The sequence below is a fragment of the Vibrio sagamiensis NBRC 104589 genome, assembly GCF_007990935.1.
Classification (GTDB): domain Bacteria; phylum Pseudomonadota; class Gammaproteobacteria; order Enterobacterales; family Vibrionaceae; genus Vibrio; species Vibrio sagamiensis.
Window position 1 is genome coordinate 170,267 of sequence record NZ_BJXJ01000001.1, and the last position, 18,348, is coordinate 188,614.

Sequence of the window (18,348 nt, forward strand, 5' to 3'; positions counted from 1 at the left end):
CTATGCTTTATTATTGCTTTTTTATTCATTCTTGGGCAAGTCTTTTAATTTATGAAACCGACGAGATATTTTGTCTAATCACTTTGTAGGCGTTACAATATTGTCGTTTTTATTGAATATAGTAACTCAATTGTTATGCCTAGTATTACCAAACCTACTTTCATCAAACAAGCCGTCAAGCAGCGAGAATGGGCATAATGCTTTGGCGTAAATGTCCCGAACGTTCATTGATGTTTATGGCGTTAATTGGAACCTTGGTTGTGATACTGATATACCGAGACTTAATTATGCGTTATTTAAGTCCACCTTTGACAAAATCGGCGGTATATGGAAAGTGGGTTGAGCAAAATGTTCCTTCCTATGCACGAGAAGAGTTTATCCTGAGTGCAAAAGGGGTGACTGTCCACGGTTCTGTTGTGGCAACAGATTTTTCCCTTGATGAGAAAACATTGTCGTATAAAGTCGGTAGCTCGATTCGTCGATTTGATTTTGTAGATCAGTACCATACTGAGATTAAATTGAACTCACATGACCGTTACCTCCCAGAGTTTCATCTTGAAGGACGTTCTCATTTGAAAGTTCTTTAATTATTGATTTTTCATATTTTCCTCTATTATCCTAGTCAATTCCTAGCTAGGCTACTTGCAGTAAGGTTTATCTCGCTGCAGCCTTTGTCGGGATGAGCATGGATAACGGCTGTTTTCCATTGCACCACGGGCATTTGTTTGCCATCCTGTTGCTATCTTCTTTAATGGAAATAACACGTGTTTACAAAACTCCTTCCTATTGTGTCTCTAAGCATCCTCTTTGGCTGTGCCACAACTACTGAACCAGAGCAGCACTTTCTTGCTCAACAATACGTAGATGGTACTTTTACGCATATTTTAAATAGAGTCGAGGTGGTTGAATCGAATAAACCTCAAGACTTTACAGAATTTCCTAAGCAAGCGGAACAAGTGGTCACTCATTCCCCTTCGATGGCAAAAATGTACCAACCTTTGTATGAAAAATTGAAGGAATGGGCGTTGCAAAGTGGTGATACAACGGCTCTGGGTGATTATGGGATTAAGGTTGCCCAATTGGGTGGAGGTGATAAGCAAGGCAATGTTCTGTTCACTGGCTATTTTTCTCCAGTGATGGAGTTGCGTCATACTTCTAATCAAGAATACAAATATCCAGTTTATGGGAAACCTGATTGTCAAAGTCACTGTCCCACTCGTGCTGAGATTTACAATGGGGCTTTAGAAGGGCAAGGGTTGGTTTTAGGCTATGCTCCTAATTTGATTGATCCATTTATGATGGAAGTACAAGGCAGTGGCTTTGTTCACTTTGAAGATGACGATACCTTGGAATATTTCGCGTATGCAGGAAAAAATAACAAAGCCTACGTTAGTATTGGTCGGATCCTCATTGAACGTGGCGAAGTGCCGCGGGAAAAAATGTCGCTGAAAGCCATTAAAGAATGGGTGGCTAAACACGATGAGCAAACGGTACGTGAATTGCTTGAGCAAAATCCATCGTATGTTTTTTTTGAGCCTCAAGCGGATGCACCTGTTACAGGTTCGGCAGGGATTCCATTATTGCCGATGGCTTCTGTTGCGGGTGACCGATCTATTCTGCCCATGGGTACCCCTATTTTGGCTGAAGTTCCATTATTGACTAAAGACGGCAAGTGGAGTGGAACACACCAGCTACGCCTGCTCATTGTTTTGGACACGGGCGGAGCGGTTAAGCAGAACCATCTGGATCTCTATCATGGTATGGGGCCAAGGGCCGGAACAGAAGCTGGCCACTATAAGCATTTTGGTCGAGTATGGAAATTGGGCCTAGAAAATACACCGACCCAAGCTCCTTGGGCTTTATCGCCAGAAAAGTTACAATAAATACAAATATACTCAACTCACTTCGCTCTGAATCAAGTATTTGAAGCTAATTGGGTATAAATTGAGCTTTTTACCCATTGATTAATGATGTGTGCTGGGTTGGAATCGGCCTGATTCAAATGCAAAAGGCACACATGGTGTAGACATTTTTACAAAGAGTGCGTATAAAATCGCACTCTTTGTTTTTCTATTATTCATCTGGATTTTCGTTATGCGTAAACTTGATACTCCGGCTTCAGAAAATTACGACCAACGTTTTGGTGGAACTCGTCGCCTTTATGGTAATAATGAAGTTGAGATCCTGCGAGCAGCTCATGTCTGTGTCATCGGAATTGGTGGCGTTGGTTCATGGGCAGTCGAAGCATTAGCACGAACGGGTGTTGGTGAGCTTACCTTGATCGATATGGATGATGTGTGTGTGACTAACATTAACCGTCAAATCCACGCGATGACTGGGACAGTCGGCAAAAGCAAAATAGAAGTGATGGCAGAACGAGTCAAACTGATCAATCCAGAGTGTCAGGTGAACTTGATTGATGACTTTATTTCTCCCGACAACCAACACCAATATTTAAGCAAAGAATTTGATTACGTGTTGGATGCAATCGACAGTGTGAGAGCCAAAGCTTCTTTGCTGGCCTATTGTCGTAGCAATAAAATTAAAGTAATCACAACGGGTGGAGCTGGTGGACAAATTGATCCAACACAAATCAAAGTCGCTGACCTAACGAAAACCATTCAAGACCCTCTAGCGAAAAAGATTAAAGATACTCTACGTCGTCATCATAACTTTCCGACTAATCCGGCACGTAAGTTTGGTATCGACTGTGTCTTTTCTACTGAGCAGTTGAAATATCCTCAAGCGGATGGTTCCGTATGTGGAGTAAAATCGACAGCAGAAGGACCAAAACGCATGGATTGTGCCAGTGGTTTTGGTGCTGCAACTGTCGTCACGGCAACATTTGGCTTTGTGGCGGTATCACGTATCGTTGAAAAGCTAATTCAAAAGCATAAGAAGTAAATCAAAGAGAACAGCACGTCATGATTGAGTTTCCTATTTCACCTTTTGGTCGTGATATTACCAGCGAAGAGATTGTTGCAACGATGCAGCAGTTTAAAGGTTGGGAAGACCGTTATCGTCAGGTCATTCAATGGGGTAAACAATTACCGCAGATGCCTGAAGCACTTAAATCAGAGCAGGTTATGGTATCTGGCTGTGAAAGCCTAGTTTGGTTGGTGAGCAAAGAGCAAGAAGGCATTTGGTACTTCTGTGCAGATTCTGACGCGCGTATCGTGCGTGGCCTGATTGCCTTAGTGATGGCAGCTTATGACGGTAAAACAGCAGAACAAATTCAAGCGTTTGATATCGATGCTTATTTTGATCAGCTTGGTTTAATGGCTCATCTAAGCCCATCACGAGGCAATGGGTTGAAAGCGATTGTGGAGAAGATCAAGGACCTAGGAGCTAGTTCCTAGGGTCCTAGGTTCTAAAGCATATCTAGCGCTTTTTCTACCGCGGCAATCAGCTTATCGACATCTTCTAAAGTATTGTAAATACCAAATGAGACACGTACTGTGCCTTTGACATTCAATGCATCCATCAATGGGTGGGCACAGTGATGGCCAGCGCGAACCGCGATATCTTGTTGATCCAGTAAAGTCGCGATATCTTGATGATGAACGCCATCAATGACAAAAGTCAGAACGGAAGCATGAGGTTGGTAGCCGAGAATACGAATATCCTCAAGCTGGCTTAAGGCGAGATAAGCTTTGTTTTGCAGGGTATGTAAGTGGGATTCTACCTCTTGTTGGTCAAAGCTTTGATACCATTCCACAGCTTTTGCTAGAGCGATCGCACCTGCTACATTCGGTGTACCTGCCTCAAATTTACCCGGTAAAGCAGAAAAAGTGGTGCGTTCGAAAGAGACTCTTTCCACCATTTTACCACCGCCGTGCCATGGTGGCATGCTTTCTAACAACTCAAGCTTACCATACAGTACCCCAATGCCTGCTGGAGCGTAGAGCTTATGGCCAGAAAAAACGTAAAAGTCAGCGCCTAATTCAGAGAGGTTTAGTGTTTCATGAACAATACCTTGAGCTCCGTCAATTACGACAACCGCGCCTACGTTATGGGCCAGAGTGATGATGCTTTCAATGGGTTGTCGAGTTCCTGTTACATTGGTGATCTGCGCACAGGCGACAATTTTACAGCGTTGTGAAAGTAACTCTTTGAAGGCTTCAAGATCAAACTGGCAGTCTTGAGTCATTGGGACTTTCACCACTTTTGCTCCGGTTTGTTCAGCGACAATTTGCCAAGGAACAATATTCGCGTGATGCTCCATTTCACTGATCAATATCTCATCGCCTGGTTTTAACGTGCTTCGAGCATACGTCTGAGCAATAAGGTTGAGCGCTTCGGTCGCCCCTCGTGTCCAAATGATTTCTTTTGAACTTGCGGCACCAATAAAGGTTGCGATTCTTTCTCGTGCTGCTTCGAACTGGCCTGTTGCTTGGGCTGTTAAGCGATGACTCCCACGATGCACATTAGCGTTCTGTGCACTGTAGTAGTGACTTATCGTATCAATCACACACTGTGGTTTTTGTGTCGTTGCCGCACTGTCTAAATAGATTAACGCTGGTTGGTCAGCAGCGTGGTTTAGAGCAGGAAATTGTTGGCGAATTTCGTCTACATTTAGCATGATGCTTCACCTAGCTTGTGATAGTGCAGTGTTGGTAAGGTAATCATCGGCTCTGCTACCGACCAAGCATGCGCTTTTCCTGACAGCTTAATAATGATCTCCATGGCAAACTCTAAGGCTGTGCCGGGGCCTTGGCTGGTGATCAAGTTATGATTGATATCGATAGTAACTCGTTTGGGACGCCATTTATCCTGTGGGATTTTATCTTGAAAACTCGGGTGACAAGTCATCAGGGCATTTTGATAAAGCTGGTGGTGCTGAAGAACGAGAGCAGGGGCGGCACATATAGCAGCGACCAGCTTTCCTTCATACATGTGCTGCTTTAGCATCTCCATCATGACCGTACTGTCGCGAAAAACTTCTGCGCCTTTTACGCCACCCGATAGCACGATAACGTCAAACTCATCATCGGCAATATCGACCAGCTTGCAATCAGCGGTCAGTGTTACTCCTCGTGAGGCTTGCATGGTCAACGAGCCATCGAAGTCAGCGCTGGCAACGGTGACATCATAGCCTGCTCGTACCATCATATCGATAACCGTAACGGCTTCCATCTCTTCAGTACCAGGTGCGATAGGAACTAAGATTGTTTTATTCATTATTTTTCCAGCTGTGTTCAATTTGTTTGATGCGGCGATAGAGTTTGGCATTCTCTGGTACTGCAATTTGGTGTTGCTCAGCACAATGCATGACGTACCCCGTAATAAAGTCTATCTCGGTATCGCGTTGATGAAAAATATCTTGTCTCATTGACGAATAATTTTCAGCCGTAGCATGAATCACTTGCATGATGATGGCGTGCAGCGAAGCAAACTCTACCTCAATCTCTTCTTTATTCATGACTTCAACTAATTCTTGGATCAGATTGTTTATCATTGGCTGGAACTCTGGGGCTGCAAGCTGACCATTTTTGCATTGATGAATGGCCGTTAATGGGTTGATCACACAATTTATAGCAAGCTTGTTCCAAAGGGCGGGTTGAATGTTGACCTGCCAATGAACGGTGGGTAAGGCATGGTCCATGACCGCCTGAAGAAAGTGACACTGAGTTCCTTGACTATTGAAGCCGCCCATGTAGGTAGTACCGAACCCCGTATGAAGAACATGATTGGAAGCAGGCTTATATGCACCATGGGTGGTTGTGGCGATCACAATCGGGTTACTTGCCAGCTTTTTGGTAATGAATTTGGTAGTGCCCATTCCGTTGTGCATTAACATCACGATAGTCTCAGGTGGGATATGTTTCAACAACGGCTGAATCGCCAGCTCTACTTGACAGGCCTTGACCGTGACTAAGATAAGATCAGCGTTTTCTAGAGCAGAAATGCCCTGATTAGCAAAGCTGATCTCAGGATCTTGATCCAGTTTAATTGGGAGGCATTTGTGCGAGTTTCTGGCCCATAACGAAACATTGTGGCCAGCAAGTCGCAATTTGGTTGCCCAGAGAGAGCCAATGGAGCCCGGGCCAAGGATAAGAATATTCACTAAACGCACTTATAAAAAATACTTTACAGCAAGGATAATGAGAGAGAGAAGGAAAGCAAATAAAAAATGGCGCCAAATGGCGCCATTTTAAGAGATTTCAGTTCAATTAGAACTTGTAAGTCGCGTTAAGGTAGTGAGCTACGCCTGATGATTCAACAGTGTTTGTCCAAGGTAGAGCAACACCGTCAGCAAAACCATAAACGTCTTTGTAGAGCTTTAGGCCGTAGCCCAGTGCAAAACGGTCGGAATGCCAATATAAACCATTGAACATTGCACCACCGTGTGAGGTTGTAGTATTAAATTTATTACCTTTGTTATCATCCATACCAAATTGGTAATCAATGTAACCTTGGTAAGAGATAAACGAGCCATTTTCGAAGAAGTAGAATGGTTTAAACCAGTTGGTTGATACTTGGTAGCCGTTCCAATCTTTCTCGTTACCATTATAAGTAGCGTAAAGGTTCAGTCCAATTTTACCTAACCAAGGAACCATAATGTTTGAGCCAAAACCGATTTTTTGGTTGTTTACGCCGCCGTTGTTACCATCCCAAGTTATCTCAGAAGCAACAAATAATTCTTCGACAGGGCCAAAAGAGAGATCTTTACCCGTCAGAGCATCAATCGACATGCGTGGAGCAAACTTCATAAACATCTTAGTATCGCCGTCTGCTTTATCACTGCCTTCGTCTGTGAGCAGGTTGAATACATCAACATAGCCGTACAGATCAAAAATACCAGAACGTCCACCAAATTCCATCTCTAGGTAATCATGGCTAGATTCTGAGCCAGCACCTTTCTCACCAAATGCACCCATAAGGTTGAACTGCAAAAATTTGAAGTCATTCTTGTGGATATCGCCATCTGAATAATCAGCGGCAAAAATCGGTGCAGAAGTGGCTGCAAGAAGGCTTAATGTTAGAAGTGATTTACGCATAAAAGAGCTCTCTGTGATTAATATGGTTCAGAATGCACATTCTGTGTTGCTGTTTCTGATGGGCATGAATGATAACGACAAAAATTGCTAATTAAAGTGCTTTCTAATGTGATTTTTGTCATTTTGTGTGATCAATACCACACTTCTGGAATAATTAACGGAACTTATTACTTTGAAGGTGTTTTTGGTCACTATGACAACAGTAAACGTTTGCGTAAACGGTTAGTTGAATTGTTGTAGAGGTCTAGCATTTAATGTGAGTGTGATCGCTCGTTAACAATGTTCGTAAAATCTGTCATAACAAAGAGGTTTAACGAATGAACGAAGTGATGCTGTTCCCATTATCGTCGGTTGTACTCCCCGAAGGAAAAATGAAATTACGCATTTTTGAACCACGATATAAAAGAATGGTTAAAGAATGTAGTTTAAACAATGTGGGCTTTGGTATGTGCTTGGTAGAAGGCTCTGAAGATGGTAGTAAACAAAGCAAGTTGTCCAGTGTCGGTACCTTAGTTCAGATTGTTGATTTTGATCAGCTCAGTGATGGGCTGCTTGGTATTACTGTGGTAGGAATAAAACGATTTCAAGTCGGGAACATGCGTACCGAGCTTGATGGTTTGAGAAGAGCACAAGTAGATTGGATGGAAAACTGGCAGTTAACTAAAAATGTTCCGGATTTTTCTGACTTGAGTGATCATTTAGCGGAAGTTCACAATAGTATCGCTCAGCTCAAAGAGCTTTATTCTCATTGTTTCTATGATGATCCTAATTGGGTTGCCCAGCGTTGGCTGGAATTGCTGCCACTTGATTGCGCGTCATTTGAACACTTAGCTGGCGGCGGTAACTGCATTACAGCATTAAATTTTCTCAATCACGCTATGGGATATAAAAAAACAATGTAGGTTCTACCAATTGTCATTGTAGATGTTAACCCCAATTCTATTTTCACCGTTATTTATCTCTATTTTTAGTAAATGTGATCTATTTAGGTTAGTAATTACGTATCACTTAAAGAAGATTTATTTGTCGGATTTTTTTGCCGTCCCTTTTTAATTCATGGTGTTAGCCAATGAAACTTTTGGTGATAAACTCTACTGGCAATACAAGTTTACTTTCTGAGCTATTTATATGGACCACTAGTTGGATGTTTTCTGACTTGATTAAGGCTGATTATGATGAGTGAAAGCCCACAAGTATTAGGGCGAAGTGAGTGGATAGTGTACATGGACAAAGTTAAGGCAAGAGACAAAAATGCTTTCGCTTTTGTTTTCCGCTTTTACGCACCCAAGCTCAAGCAATTTGCTTACAAACATGTTGGCAATGAACAAATTGCAATGGAAATGGTGCAAGAAACGATGACAACAGTATGGCAAAAAGCACACCTCTATGATGGAACAAAAAGTGCTTTGTCGACGTGGATATACACTATTCTTCGCAATCTTTGCTTCGACATGTTGCGCAAGCAAAAAGGTAAAGAGTTACATATTCATTCAGATGACATATGGCCAGCTGAATTCTATCCACCCGACTTAGTTGACCATTATTCTCCTGAACAGGACATGCTAAAAGAACAGGTTTTGAAGTTTTTGAATATTTTGCCCAAGAATCAGAGAGAAGTGCTTCAAGCGGTTTATCTGGAAGAACTTCCTCATCAGCAAGTTGCTGATATGTTTAACATTCCCTTGGGGACTGTTAAGTCCCGCTTGAGACTTGCTGTTGAAAAATTAAGGCATTCAATGCAAATGGAGCAGATATGAACAATCATCTTGATACCCATCTATTGGAAGCTTATGCATCCGGTGAGATCGATGCTGTTTCAGGTTTGTTTGTTGCTACTCACCTAGATATTTGCCCTGAATGTCGTTCTCTAGTTAATCAAATTGAAGAATGTAAAGCCAATCATATTGCTGAATCGTCTTTTGGATATACCGATGACTTTGAACATATGTTAGACACTATTGTTTCTCAACCCGCAGTAGGAGACGATTTCGTCTTATATGATCGCCGTACTATCAATGTAGCGGATAAAGAATTTTTGCTTCCGAAATCCTTATATCGTTTCGCTGATCTTATCGGTGATTGGAAAAATTATGGGGGTAGGGTTTTTAGTGCGCCAATCGACCTCGGTGAAGATCAAAGAGTGAGCTTGATGTACATTAATGAGAATGTCAAAATCCCTCAGCACACTCACAAGGGCTCAGAAACAACGCTAGTTTTACATGGTGGTTTTAGTGATGAAAAAGGTCATTATGAAGTTGGCGATATTATCGTTAGAGACAGCCAATGTACCCACTCGCCTTTTACTCAATCTGGTGAAGATTGTCTTATTTTAGCCGCGCTTACTGAACCTATGTTGTTCACGCAAGGAGTAGCAAAAATCTTTAATCTCTTTGGCAAAGGTGTTTATCCTTAAATTATTTACTCCAGTTCATAAATACCAATGAAATAAGGAAGTCAATAAAACTCCCTTATTTCATTATAAAATTATTTTTTACCACCCGCTTGATTTAGTATTTTCGCAAAATAATGTCTTAACGAATAAAGCATAATTAAGCTTGGTATTACCATCAGAGTAGTGATAATAAAGAACATACTCCAGTCATCAAGGTAATCAATCAGCTCCCCGCTAAACCCAGCTAACGTTGTTCGCCCAAAGCTACCAAGGGATGCAAGCAAGGCATATTGAGTGGCTGAGAAAGCTTGCCCTGTCAGGACCGTTAAAAATGATACAAATGCAACGGTCGAGAAAGCTGCAGTAAAGTTATCAACGATGATCGTCGCTAAGAAAAGGTCAGTATCTGGGCCAACAGCGGCAATCCAAGCAAACATCAAATTACTGGCGGCCATCGCTATCCCCCCTATCATAAGGCCACGCACAATACCAAATTTCACATTGAACATACTGCCAATCAGTGTAAACAGCATGGTAAAGCCCCAGCCGATAAGCTTCGAATAGTAGCCAATATCTTCATTACTGAAGCCAATTTCTTTATAAAAAGTGATCGACATACGACCTAAGAATGCTTCGCCAATTTTAAACAGAAAGACGAATAACAGCAGGGTGAGTGCAACACGGGTCCCATTGCGCTTAAAGAAGTCGATAAAAGGTTCTGCAACGGTCACGGTAAACCATGCCAAGGTTTTATCATGTGTTAGCGACTCATGGCGTTTCTGAGCTTCAGCTTGTAATTTCTCTCGTTGAGTGATTGGCTCGTCGACAAAAAGAGTGAATGACATCAGTAAGACAATAACAACGGCCATTCCATAATATACTCCACTCCAACCGATACTATCTGCGTTGATAAAGGCAAAAAAACCAGGGAGAGAATAACCTGTCCACCAACCAATTACACCCATCGCAGCTGCTTGTGGTAGTTTCGATTCTTCAGTTTTTGGGAAAGTATCGATACGAAATGCATCAATGGCAATATCTTGAGTCGATGAAGAAATAGCAATACACAAAGCCAAGAAAGCAAAAAGTAGTGAACTTTCGTTAGGATCAGTACCAGCAATCAGTAGGGTTGCCACAAGAATGATGCTTTGACATAAGAAGATCCAACTGCGTCGTTGACCTAATATATGATATAGCATCGGTAATTTCACACGGTCGACTAAGGGAGCCCACATGAAGTTGATCGAGTAGACGGCAAATACACTTCCAAAATAACCAATCGCACTTCTTGTAAGGCCTGCGTCGGTGAGCCAACCAGACATGTTGGAGCCAATTAAGACCCACGGAAAGCCACTTGCACAACCTAGCATGAAAACCCATAGCAGACGTCTGTCTAGATAGCTGTGAAATGTCTCCTGCCATGTCTTCGATGGTGATGAAAGCATAATATATCCAAAATTAAGCAAAAATAAAAAAGCCTTTACTTTTCAATCAATAAGATTGCAATGAAGACTGAGGGAAGGAAAAGAATACCTCCAAGTGAGGCTCTCTTAGAGAACTCACAGGGAGGGGGATATTATTTTAGTAATGTCACGTTTTTTATGATAATTGGCTTAGTCGGAACATCACTTAAGCGACCAACCGACTTGGTTGGTATTGTGGCCATCTTCTGTACGACAGGGAAACCAGACACCACTTTACCAAATACGGCATAACCTGCTGAGCGCGCATTTGCGTTAAGATAATCGTTATTGACATAATTAATAAAGAACTCGCGCGTTGCAGAGTTAGGATCGTTGGTGCGAGCCATCGCAATGGTTGCCATATCATTTTTTAAACCGTTATTCGCCTCGTTTTTTATAGGGGCAAAGGTGTCAACCTTTTGCATTTCTTGGTTAAAGCCACCACCTTGCGCCATAAAGCCAGGAATAATACGGTGAAAAATAGTGCCTTTATAGCTACCATCTTTGACGTATTTCAAGAAGTTTTCCACAGTAACGGGGGCTTTCTCTTGGTTTAGTTCGACAGTGAAATTACCTTCAGAGGTTTCAAATAAAACATTCGGTCCGGCTAAAACGCTAGCGCTGAATAAAGTGAGAGAGATAAGTATATTTTTTAGCATTAGAAACGTTCCTGCATGTATTGGCGAAGTTCATTGTCATTGGCTACTTCTTTTAGAGTAAGAGCGATGACATCATTTAATGTTTTCTCAATATCTTCATCTGATGCACTGAGCACGCCAGAGCGTTTTGCTGTGCCGTTGTAGGTTTTGACAAGTTTACCTTGTGGTGTTTCTGCTGTGACTTCAAGGATAACGCTCGCATCCATCTCTTTTTTCATTACCGAGTGTTTAACGTTGACTAATGCGTCTTGAATAATTAATTTGAGTTTGTTGCTACTATTTAAATCGGATTGAAAGCCTTGAGATGACAGTTGTTTAGCCAATGCTTCTTCAATAGATATTCGTAAGTTTTGTTTTGCATGCAGCGGTAAAATATTTGCTCTGCCGTTGTCTACCAAAGCTACATATTGCGCAGGGCGTACATCTTTACTCGTTAAATGGTAGGTTTTACCTTGTACTATTGGATGAGAGCTCAGCGTTGTTTCTAGCATAAGGTTCAACTGAGTTTGTTGTGGTGCCGAGCATGCTGTGAGTAAAGCAACGGAGGCAGCCATTAGTATTTTTTTCATTTTAAATTTTTTCCTTTTATCAATAAATTCAGCAAGAAAAGTCAGGTCTTATTGCTTTGTGATTAATTTAGCAGGGTTTTTTGTTGCTTGTAAAATGACAAATTTATTATTTGATGCAACCTTTTTGACATTTGAACGACCAAAAAGACGGGTAAGTTTTAAGTCATAGCCAAGATGTCGGTTACCAATCACAAGAAGTCGGCCACCATTACGTAACACTTGCTTAGCGTCACAAAACATTTGCCATGCGATATGGTCGGTAATGGCTTGTTGCTGGTGGAATGGAGGATTACACATAATGAGGTCCACACTTTCTGGTGCGAAGTCATCTAAGCAGTTGTTGGCGATACACTCAGTGTTTTGAGATGTCACTAAATTCTTGGCGAGATTCTGTTTTGCAGACGCCACCGCCATAAAGCTCTCATCAACACAAATCAGCTTGGCTTGTGGGTTCATTTGTCTAATTTTAACGGAGAGAACGCCGTTGCCACAGCCTAGATCAATAATGCTGTTTAAATTCGAATCTTGTGGAAGGTGTTGTAACATAAATCGAGCGCCCAAATCCAAACTTTCACCTGAATACACATTGGGCAGATTGTCGAGTTGAATGTCTTCACCTTCCACGTTCCATGAGGTGAAGGGAGAAACTTCTTGAATCGGAGATGCATTGGCTTGGGAGAAAACCAAACGATGTTTTTTCCACGCTAATGAAGTCGTGGTTTCACCTAAATATTTGTCAAATAGTTTCAACGTCGAAGTATGGATCTCTTTCGCTTTATTAACGGCGATAACAGGGCATGACGTTGAAAGAGATTGCCTCAATTGGCTCAATAGCCAGATAAGATGGCGATTACTTTTGGGCAGTTGGAATAAAACGAGATCAGTATTGCTAGGGATCTCATCCATCGTCGTTAAGATGCTAATTGAGCGGCAGTGGTTTAATTGTAAATTTTGCTCAGTGCCTTTACGTGAAATAAACGAATCACTCATCAATGTAACGTTATGTTTTGCAGAGAACCAACATGATAGAGCCCCAAAGTGGTCATTAATAACGACAATATTTTGGTTATCGGGTAAATTTAGATCCTCAACATGATTGATAAGATATTCATCTCCTGCATCCCAAGCTTGAAGTGTTTCATTACTGCGATGAGGAAAGCGGAGAAGGGCGAGGCTTTTGTCATGAAGAGTGAGTTCAGTTTTCATAGTCAGTGTTGGTTATTAGCCTGTTTTAGGCATTGTCGCAAATGATGACGTTGCAAGATACAAGAAAACGCTACAAATTTATCAATTCTGTACTTTTTTAGTTTAGGAACATAGTGAGAATGCCAAATTTAGCGAGATATTCATTAAGCAAGCGTGATAGCTTGTCTCAATATATTGAAATAAAGATAGCTTGCACTCTTTGAAGCCACTATTAATCTAGCATCTTCAAGCCACTTCAGTATACTTTACAGCACCTGATTAATCGTGTTAAAGGCCAAGTATGATTCAAGACATCATAGAAAAGAAACTTCAAACCGAGTTGCAGCCTAAATATCTAAAAGTGATGAACGAAAGTTATAAGCATAATGTCCCTTCAGGTTCTGAAAGTCATTTTAAGGTTGTGATTGTTAGTGATTATTTTAATGACAAAAGGTTGATTGCGCGTCATCGCCAAGTGAATACAATATTAGCGGAAGAGCTCGCACAACATATCCATGCTTTAGCTATCCACACTTATACTGAGGAAGAATGGCAAATCAGTCTGAAACAAAATCTTGTTCCAGATAGCCCTGAATGTATGGGTGGAAGCAAGCGTTAACCATTGAGCTCAGTTAATTCAGCCTAAAATTGATTATGCTGCTTGGTTCTCATACATAAATGAAAATTGAGATCACTGGCTGGAAGAATTTGTAATCTTGTGTTGTGTTCTTAATTCAAGCAGTAGGCATAACGATGAAATTCGTATACCAATACACCCTATTTATTTGATGGCCTTTTATTTGTGCGTTTGGTCATATATATGATTATTTCCAGACCTATTTTTCTCAGTTTTACGGAAATAAACGAAGCTTTCTCTCGATTGAGCATGGCATCAAGTTCCCAAAAAATGCTAGACTATCGCATCTAATAAGTCTCGCATGTATGTTGTGACGAGATGTTTAAGGGGATGTTGCGATTTTGATGTTGTAATGGCATCGAAACCGGACACTTATGTCGTGTCTAAAAGTTACGCAATCAAAGAATCTTTTTTCCGATAAAGTAGTGCAAGTGCGTATGATTACAATAAAGAAGGGTTTGGATCTTCCTATTGCAGGAGCTCCATCCCAGGTGATTAATGATGGTAAGACCATCAAAAAAGTCGCCTTGCTTGGCGAAGAGTACGTTGGCATGCGTCCTACCATGCATGTCCGCGTTGGCGATGAAGTGAAAAAAGCGCAAGTTCTTTTTGAAGACAAAAAGAACCCTGGCGTGAAATTTACTGCACCCGCAGCCGGTAAAGTGATCGAAATTAACCGTGGCGCTAAGCGTGTGCTTCAGTCTATTGTGATTGAAGTTACAGGTGAAGAGCAGGTTACCTTTGATAAGTTCGAAGCAGATAAACTAGCAAGTCTAGATCGCCAAGTGATCAAGACTCAATTAGTCGACTCAGGCCTTTGGACAGCTTTACGTACTCGACCGTTTAGCAAGGTTCCAGCAATCGAGTCTTCGACTAAGGCTATTTTTGTTACAGCAATGGATACCAATCCATTAGCCGCTCAGCCTGAGTTGATCATTAATGAGCAGCAAGAAGCTTTCGTTGCTGGTCTCGATATTCTTTCAGCATTAACAGATGGCAAGGTTTACGTTTGTAAATCAGGTGTCACTCTGCCAAGTTCGACTCAAAAGAATGTTGAAGAACATGTTTTTGATGGCCCTCATCCAGCAGGCCTTGCTGGTACCCACATGCATTTCTTATATCCAGTAAATGCAGAAAATGTGGCTTGGAGCATCAACTACCAAGACGTGATTGCATTCGGTAAGCTCTTTCTTACGGGTGAACTATACACGACTCGTGTTGTATCTCTCGCTGGTCCTGTGGTTAATAACCCTCGCTTAGTGCGCACTATCGTCGGTGCTGCGCTTGAAGACCTGACTGATAATGAACTTATGCCTGGGGAAGTTCGTGTCATTTCTGGCTCGGTACTTTCTGGTACACAGGCAAGTGGACCACATGCTTACCTTGGTCGTTACCATCAGCAGGTTTCTGTCCTACGTGAAGGTCGTGATAAAGAACTCTTTGGCTGGGCAATGCCGGGCAAAAACAAGTTCTCTGTTACTCGTTCATTCCTTGGTCACATTTTTAAAGGTCAGTTGTTCAATATGACAACATCGACCAATGGTAGTGATCGTTCTATGGTTCCTATTGGTAACTACGAGCGTGTAGTTCCATTGGATATGGAACCAACTTTGCTGCTTCGTGATCTGTGTGCAGGCGATACCGATAGTGCTCAAGCACTTGGCGCTCTGGAACTGGATGAAGAAGATCTAGCATTGTGTACCTTTGTATGTCCAGGTAAATACGAGTACGGTTTAATACTTCGTGAATGCCTAGATACTATCGAGAAGGAAGGGTAATTTTTCATGGCTCTTAAAAAGTTTCTTGAAGATGTCGAGCATCATTTCGAACCGGGTGGTAAGCACGAAAAGTGGTTTGCACTTTACGAAGCAGTGGCTACTGTATTCTATACACCTGGGCTTGTGACTAAAAAAAGCTCGCATGTTCGTGATAGCGTTGATCTAAAACGTATTATGATCATGGTTTGGCTTGCAGTATTCCCTGCGATGTTCTGGGGAATGTACAATGTCGGTGGTCAAGCGATTGCAGCACTTAATGACATGTACCCAGCTGCTGATGCACTTAATAAAGCGCTACAGGGCGATTGGCATTATTGGTTGACACAAGCTTTGGGTGGAACACTATCCACTGATGCGGGTGTTGGCAGTAAAATGCTCTTAGGTGCGACTTACTTCCTACCTATCTACGCTACGGTCTTTATCGTCGGTGGTTTCTGGGAAGTTCTTTTCTGTATGGTGCGTAAGCATGAAGTTAATGAAGGTTTCTTTGTTACTTCAATCCTCTTCGCACTTATCGTTCCACCAACACTTCCTTTATGGCAAGCCGCTCTAGGTATTACCTTTGGTGTGGTTGTGGCAAAAGAAATCTTTGGTGGTACAGGTCGTAACTTCCTGAACCCTGCTTTGGCTGGTCGTGCGTTTCTTTTCTTTGCTTACCCCGCACAAATTTCGGGTGACCTAGTTTGGACTGCTGCGGATGGTTTCTCAGGCGCAACAGCACTAAGCCAATGGGCAAATGGTGGTAACGCAGCACTGGTTAATAACGTAACAGGCGATGCAATTACTTGGATGGATGCCTTTATTGGTAACATCCCAGGTTCGATCGGTGAAGTGTCAACATTAGCACTAATGATTGGTGCTGCAATGATCGTTTACATGCGAATTGCATCATGGCGCATCATTGCTGGTGTTATGATTGGTATGATTGCAGTATCAACATTGTTTAATCTTATCGGTTCAGACACTAACCCAATGTTTGATATGCCATGGCACTGGCACCTAGTTCTAGGTGGTTTTGCGTTCGGTATGTTCTTTATGGCAACAGATCCAGTATCCGCGTCATTTACTAACAATGCTAAATGGTGGTACGGCATCCTTATCGGTGCAATGTGTGTGATGATTCGTGTAGTTAACCCGGCGTATCCTGAAGGTATGATGCTGGCGATTCTATTCGCGAACCTATTCGCACCTCTGTTCGACCATGTGGTTATCGAGAAGAACATCAAGCGGAGACTAGCACGTTATGGCAAGTAATAACGACAGCATTAAAAAAACGCTGGGTGTTGTTGTCGGGTTGAGCCTTGTTTGTTCAATCATCGTATCAACAGCAGCCGTCGGCCTGCGTGATAAGCAAAAAGCGAACGCGGTATTAGACAAACAATCTAAGATCATTCAAGTTGCTGGCATTGAGTCAAACGGACAAAATGTTCCAAAACTTTATGCTGAGTACATTGAGCCACGTTTGATTAATTTCAAAACAGGTCAATTTGTTGAAAAAGCAGAAGATGGTTCAACGGCAGCAAACTACGACCAGCGTGCTGCTGCGAAGGATCTGAAAGAATCAGTCAAACTGACGCCAGAACAAGATGTGGCTAAAATCATCCGTCGTGCGAATACGGGCATTGTTTACTTGGTTAAAAAAGACAATAAAGTGGATCAGGTTATTCTACCGATTCATGGTAACGGTCTTTGGTCAATGATGTACGCATTCGTTGCAGTACAAACTGACGGTAACACAGTTAACGGTATTACTTACTACGAGCAAGGTGAAACTCCAGGGCTTGGTGGTGAAGTTGAAAACCCGACTTGGCGTGATCAGTTTATTGCAAAAGAACTGTTTGATGAAAACCACAAACCTGCCATCAAAATCGTCAAGGGCGGCGCTCCAGCTGGCTCTAAACATGCAGTTGATGGTTTATCTGGTGCAACATTGACCAGTGTTGGTGTTCAGCATACGTTTGACTTTTGGCTAGGCGATAACGGCTTTGGTCCGTTCCTAGAGCGAGTACGTGACGGAGGTCTAAACTAATGTCCAGTGCCCAAAATGTTAAAAAGAGTATCTTAGCGCCTGTATTGGATAATAACCCAATCGCGTTACAGGTGCTCGGTGTTTGTTCTGCTTTGGCAGTAACAACAAAACTAGAGACAGCATTCGTTATGACTCTTGCGGTAACATTTGTAACTGCACTGTCTAACTTCTTTGTGTCTTCTATTCGTAACCACATTCCTAACAGTGTGCGTATCATCGTTCAAATGGCGATCATTGCATCTTTGGTTATCGTGGTAGATGAAGTATTAAAAGCTTACTTATACGATATCTCTAAACAGTTATCTGTATTCGTTGGCCTGATCATTACAAACTGTATTGTAATGGGGCGTGCGGAAGCATTCGCAATGAAATCGGCACCAATTCCATCATTCATTGATGGTATCGGTAACGGTCTTGGCTACGGCTTTGTTCTTATTACTGTTGGTTTCTTCCGTGAATTATTAGGTAGCGGTAAGCTATTTGGTATGGAAGTGTTACCTCTTGTGAGCAATGGTGGCTGGTACCAACCTAATGGTCTAATGCTACTTGCACCATCTGCATTCTTCCTAATCGGCTTCTTGATCTGGATTATTCGTACGTTTAAGCCAGCACAAGTAGAAGCGAAGGAGTAAGGA

Annotated in this window: 20 protein-coding genes; 12 read left to right on the plus strand and 8 right to left on the minus strand. The window is 42.1% G+C overall.

What is annotated here, in order from left to right; genetic code table 11:
• Positions 1–188: 188 nt before the first annotated feature.
• From VSA01S_RS00670 to csdE, 4 genes are all read left to right on the plus strand, one after another.
• On the plus strand, positions 189–587 hold the full coding sequence (locus VSA01S_RS00670; RefSeq protein WP_227739596.1) for a DUF2850 domain-containing protein: 399 nt from the start codon (positions 189–191) through the stop codon (positions 585–587).
• A gap of 177 nt (positions 588–764) precedes the next feature.
• Positions 765–1,883, plus strand: a complete 1,119-nt coding sequence (gene mltA, locus VSA01S_RS00675; protein WP_039979509.1) for a murein transglycosylase A — start codon at positions 765–767, stop codon at positions 1,881–1,883.
• 211 nt (positions 1,884–2,094) lie between these two features.
• Positions 2,095–2,904: a tRNA cyclic N6-threonylcarbamoyladenosine(37) synthase TcdA gene (gene tcdA / locus VSA01S_RS00680; protein WP_039979616.1), complete on the plus strand. Its 810-nt coding sequence runs from the start codon at positions 2,095–2,097 to the stop codon at positions 2,902–2,904.
• 20 nt (positions 2,905–2,924) lie between these two features.
• Complete coding sequence (gene csdE, locus VSA01S_RS00685) at positions 2,925–3,359, plus strand: cysteine desulfurase sulfur acceptor subunit CsdE (RefSeq protein WP_039979510.1); 435 nt, start codon at positions 2,925–2,927, stop codon at positions 3,357–3,359.
• An 11-nt stretch (positions 3,360–3,370) separates the two neighbouring features.
• Here the strand turns inward: csdE and csdA are convergent, their stop codons facing one another.
• The 4 genes from csdA to VSA01S_RS00705 form a co-directional block, all read right to left on the minus strand.
• A complete protein-coding gene (csdA, locus tag VSA01S_RS00690; protein WP_039979513.1) occupies positions 3,371–4,582 on the minus strand; it encodes a cysteine desulfurase CsdA in 1,212 nt (403 codons plus the stop codon).
• Positions 4,576–5,181 carry a DJ-1 family glyoxalase III gene (locus VSA01S_RS00695; protein WP_039979514.1) on the minus strand — a complete coding sequence of 202 codons (606 nt, stop codon included), beginning with the start codon at positions 5,179–5,181 and terminating at the stop codon, positions 4,576–4,578. Before VSA01S_RS00695 ends, csdA begins: the two co-directional genes overlap by 7 nt.
• On the minus strand, positions 5,174–6,067 hold the full coding sequence (panE, locus tag VSA01S_RS00700; RefSeq protein WP_039979515.1) for a 2-dehydropantoate 2-reductase: 894 nt from the start codon (positions 6,065–6,067) through the stop codon (positions 5,174–5,176). The genes VSA01S_RS00695 and panE overlap by 8 nt, the downstream gene beginning before the upstream one ends.
• Before the next feature lie 106 nt (positions 6,068–6,173).
• The gene (locus VSA01S_RS00705) at positions 6,174–7,001 is read right to left on the minus strand and encodes a nucleoside-specific channel-forming Tsx family protein (RefSeq protein ID WP_039979516.1); all 828 of its coding nucleotides are present in this window, start codon (positions 6,999–7,001) and stop codon (positions 6,174–6,176) included.
• A gap of 317 nt (positions 7,002–7,318) precedes the next feature.
• Here VSA01S_RS00705 and VSA01S_RS00710 point away from each other — a divergent pair, with 317 nt between their 5' ends.
• The 3 genes from VSA01S_RS00710 (at position 7,319) to VSA01S_RS00720 (ending at position 9,414) form a co-directional block, all read left to right on the plus strand.
• Positions 7,319–7,903 (plus strand): LON peptidase substrate-binding domain-containing protein, encoded by a 585-nt coding sequence (locus tag VSA01S_RS00710; RefSeq protein WP_039979517.1) that lies wholly within the window; start codon positions 7,319–7,321, stop codon positions 7,901–7,903.
• Between the two features lie 270 nt (positions 7,904–8,173).
• Positions 8,174–8,758: an RNA polymerase sigma factor gene (locus VSA01S_RS00715; RefSeq protein WP_039979518.1), complete on the plus strand. Its 585-nt coding sequence runs from the start codon at positions 8,174–8,176 to the stop codon at positions 8,756–8,758.
• Positions 8,755–9,414 (plus strand): ChrR family anti-sigma-E factor, encoded by a 660-nt coding sequence (locus VSA01S_RS00720; RefSeq protein WP_039979519.1) that lies wholly within the window; start codon positions 8,755–8,757, stop codon positions 9,412–9,414. Before VSA01S_RS00715 ends, VSA01S_RS00720 begins: the two co-directional genes overlap by 4 nt.
• Before the next feature lie 71 nt (positions 9,415–9,485).
• Here VSA01S_RS00720 and VSA01S_RS00725 read toward each other — a convergent pair whose 3' ends face one another.
• From VSA01S_RS00725 to VSA01S_RS00740, 4 genes are all read right to left on the minus strand, one after another.
• Positions 9,486–10,838, minus strand: coding sequence for an AmpG family muropeptide MFS transporter (locus tag VSA01S_RS00725; RefSeq protein ID WP_039979520.1), 1,353 nt, complete (start codon positions 10,836–10,838; stop codon positions 9,486–9,488).
• Between the two features lie 131 nt (positions 10,839–10,969).
• Positions 10,970–11,515 carry a peptidylprolyl isomerase gene (locus tag VSA01S_RS00730; RefSeq protein ID WP_039979521.1) on the minus strand — a complete coding sequence of 182 codons (546 nt, stop codon included), beginning with the start codon at positions 11,513–11,515 and terminating at the stop codon, positions 10,970–10,972.
• Positions 11,515–12,084, minus strand: a complete 570-nt coding sequence (locus VSA01S_RS00735) for a YajG family lipoprotein (RefSeq protein WP_039979522.1) — start codon at positions 12,082–12,084, stop codon at positions 11,515–11,517. The genes VSA01S_RS00730 and VSA01S_RS00735 overlap by 1 nt, the downstream gene beginning before the upstream one ends.
• Before the next feature lie 48 nt (positions 12,085–12,132).
• Positions 12,133–13,290, minus strand: coding sequence for a methyltransferase (locus tag VSA01S_RS00740; protein ID WP_039979523.1), 1,158 nt, complete (start codon positions 13,288–13,290; stop codon positions 12,133–12,135).
• Between the two features lie 280 nt (positions 13,291–13,570).
• Between VSA01S_RS00740 and bolA the strand changes: the two genes are divergently transcribed.
• The 5 genes from bolA (at position 13,571) to VSA01S_RS00765 (ending at position 18,345) form a co-directional block, all read left to right on the plus strand.
• Positions 13,571–13,888, plus strand: coding sequence for a transcriptional regulator BolA (gene bolA / locus VSA01S_RS00745; RefSeq protein WP_039979525.1), 318 nt, complete (start codon positions 13,571–13,573; stop codon positions 13,886–13,888).
• A 455-nt stretch (positions 13,889–14,343) separates the two neighbouring features.
• Positions 14,344–15,684: a Na(+)-translocating NADH-quinone reductase subunit A gene (locus tag VSA01S_RS00750; RefSeq protein ID WP_039979527.1), complete on the plus strand. Its 1,341-nt coding sequence runs from the start codon at positions 14,344–14,346 to the stop codon at positions 15,682–15,684.
• A 6-nt stretch (positions 15,685–15,690) separates the two neighbouring features.
• A complete protein-coding gene (locus VSA01S_RS00755) occupies positions 15,691–16,938 on the plus strand; it encodes an NADH:ubiquinone reductase (Na(+)-transporting) subunit B (RefSeq protein ID WP_039979528.1) in 1,248 nt (415 codons plus the stop codon).
• A complete protein-coding gene (locus VSA01S_RS00760) occupies positions 16,928–17,713 on the plus strand; it encodes a Na(+)-translocating NADH-quinone reductase subunit C (RefSeq protein ID WP_039979529.1) in 786 nt (261 codons plus the stop codon). Before VSA01S_RS00755 ends, VSA01S_RS00760 begins: the two co-directional genes overlap by 11 nt.
• Complete coding sequence (locus tag VSA01S_RS00765) at positions 17,713–18,345, plus strand: NADH:ubiquinone reductase (Na(+)-transporting) subunit D (RefSeq protein ID WP_039979530.1); 633 nt, start codon at positions 17,713–17,715, stop codon at positions 18,343–18,345. The genes VSA01S_RS00760 and VSA01S_RS00765 overlap by 1 nt, the downstream gene beginning before the upstream one ends.
• Positions 18,346–18,348: the final 3 nt, after the last annotated feature.

What these genes read in the sequence shown, in the direction of transcription:
- VSA01S_RS00670 (WP_227739596.1), top strand. Translation starts at nt 189, where the DNA reads ATGGGCATAATGCTTTGGCGTAAATGTCCCGAACGTTCATTGATGTTT.
- tcdA (WP_039979616.1), top strand. Translation starts at nt 2,095, where the DNA reads ATGCGTAAACTTGATACTCCGGCTTCAGAAAATTACGACCAACGTTTT.
- csdE (WP_039979510.1), top strand. Translation starts at nt 2,925, where the DNA reads ATGATTGAGTTTCCTATTTCACCTTTTGGTCGTGATATTACCAGCGAA.
- csdA (WP_039979513.1), bottom strand. Translation starts at nt 4,582, where the DNA reads ATGCTAAATGTAGACGAAATTCGCCAACAATTTCCTGCTCTAAACCAC.
- VSA01S_RS00695 (WP_039979514.1), bottom strand. Translation starts at nt 5,181, where the DNA reads ATGAATAAAACAATCTTAGTTCCTATCGCACCTGGTACTGAAGAGATG.
- VSA01S_RS00705 (WP_039979516.1), bottom strand. Translation starts at nt 7,001, where the DNA reads ATGCGTAAATCACTTCTAACATTAAGCCTTCTTGCAGCCACTTCTGCA.
- VSA01S_RS00710 (WP_039979517.1), top strand. Translation starts at nt 7,319, where the DNA reads ATGAACGAAGTGATGCTGTTCCCATTATCGTCGGTTGTACTCCCCGAA.
- VSA01S_RS00715 (WP_039979518.1), top strand. Translation starts at nt 8,174, where the DNA reads ATGATGAGTGAAAGCCCACAAGTATTAGGGCGAAGTGAGTGGATAGTG.
- VSA01S_RS00720 (WP_039979519.1), top strand. Translation starts at nt 8,755, where the DNA reads ATGAACAATCATCTTGATACCCATCTATTGGAAGCTTATGCATCCGGT.
- VSA01S_RS00725 (WP_039979520.1), bottom strand. Translation starts at nt 10,838, where the DNA reads ATGCTTTCATCACCATCGAAGACATGGCAGGAGACATTTCACAGCTAT.
- VSA01S_RS00730 (WP_039979521.1), bottom strand. Translation starts at nt 11,515, where the DNA reads ATGCTAAAAAATATACTTATCTCTCTCACTTTATTCAGCGCTAGCGTT.
- VSA01S_RS00735 (WP_039979522.1), bottom strand. Translation starts at nt 12,084, where the DNA reads ATGAAAAAAATACTAATGGCTGCCTCCGTTGCTTTACTCACAGCATGC.
- VSA01S_RS00740 (WP_039979523.1), bottom strand. Translation starts at nt 13,290, where the DNA reads ATGAAAACTGAACTCACTCTTCATGACAAAAGCCTCGCCCTTCTCCGC.
- bolA (WP_039979525.1), top strand. Translation starts at nt 13,571, where the DNA reads ATGATTCAAGACATCATAGAAAAGAAACTTCAAACCGAGTTGCAGCCT.
- VSA01S_RS00750 (WP_039979527.1), top strand. Translation starts at nt 14,344, where the DNA reads ATGATTACAATAAAGAAGGGTTTGGATCTTCCTATTGCAGGAGCTCCA.
- VSA01S_RS00755 (WP_039979528.1), top strand. Translation starts at nt 15,691, where the DNA reads ATGGCTCTTAAAAAGTTTCTTGAAGATGTCGAGCATCATTTCGAACCG.
- VSA01S_RS00760 (WP_039979529.1), top strand. Translation starts at nt 16,928, where the DNA reads ATGGCAAGTAATAACGACAGCATTAAAAAAACGCTGGGTGTTGTTGTC.
- VSA01S_RS00765 (WP_039979530.1), top strand. Translation starts at nt 17,713, where the DNA reads ATGTCCAGTGCCCAAAATGTTAAAAAGAGTATCTTAGCGCCTGTATTG.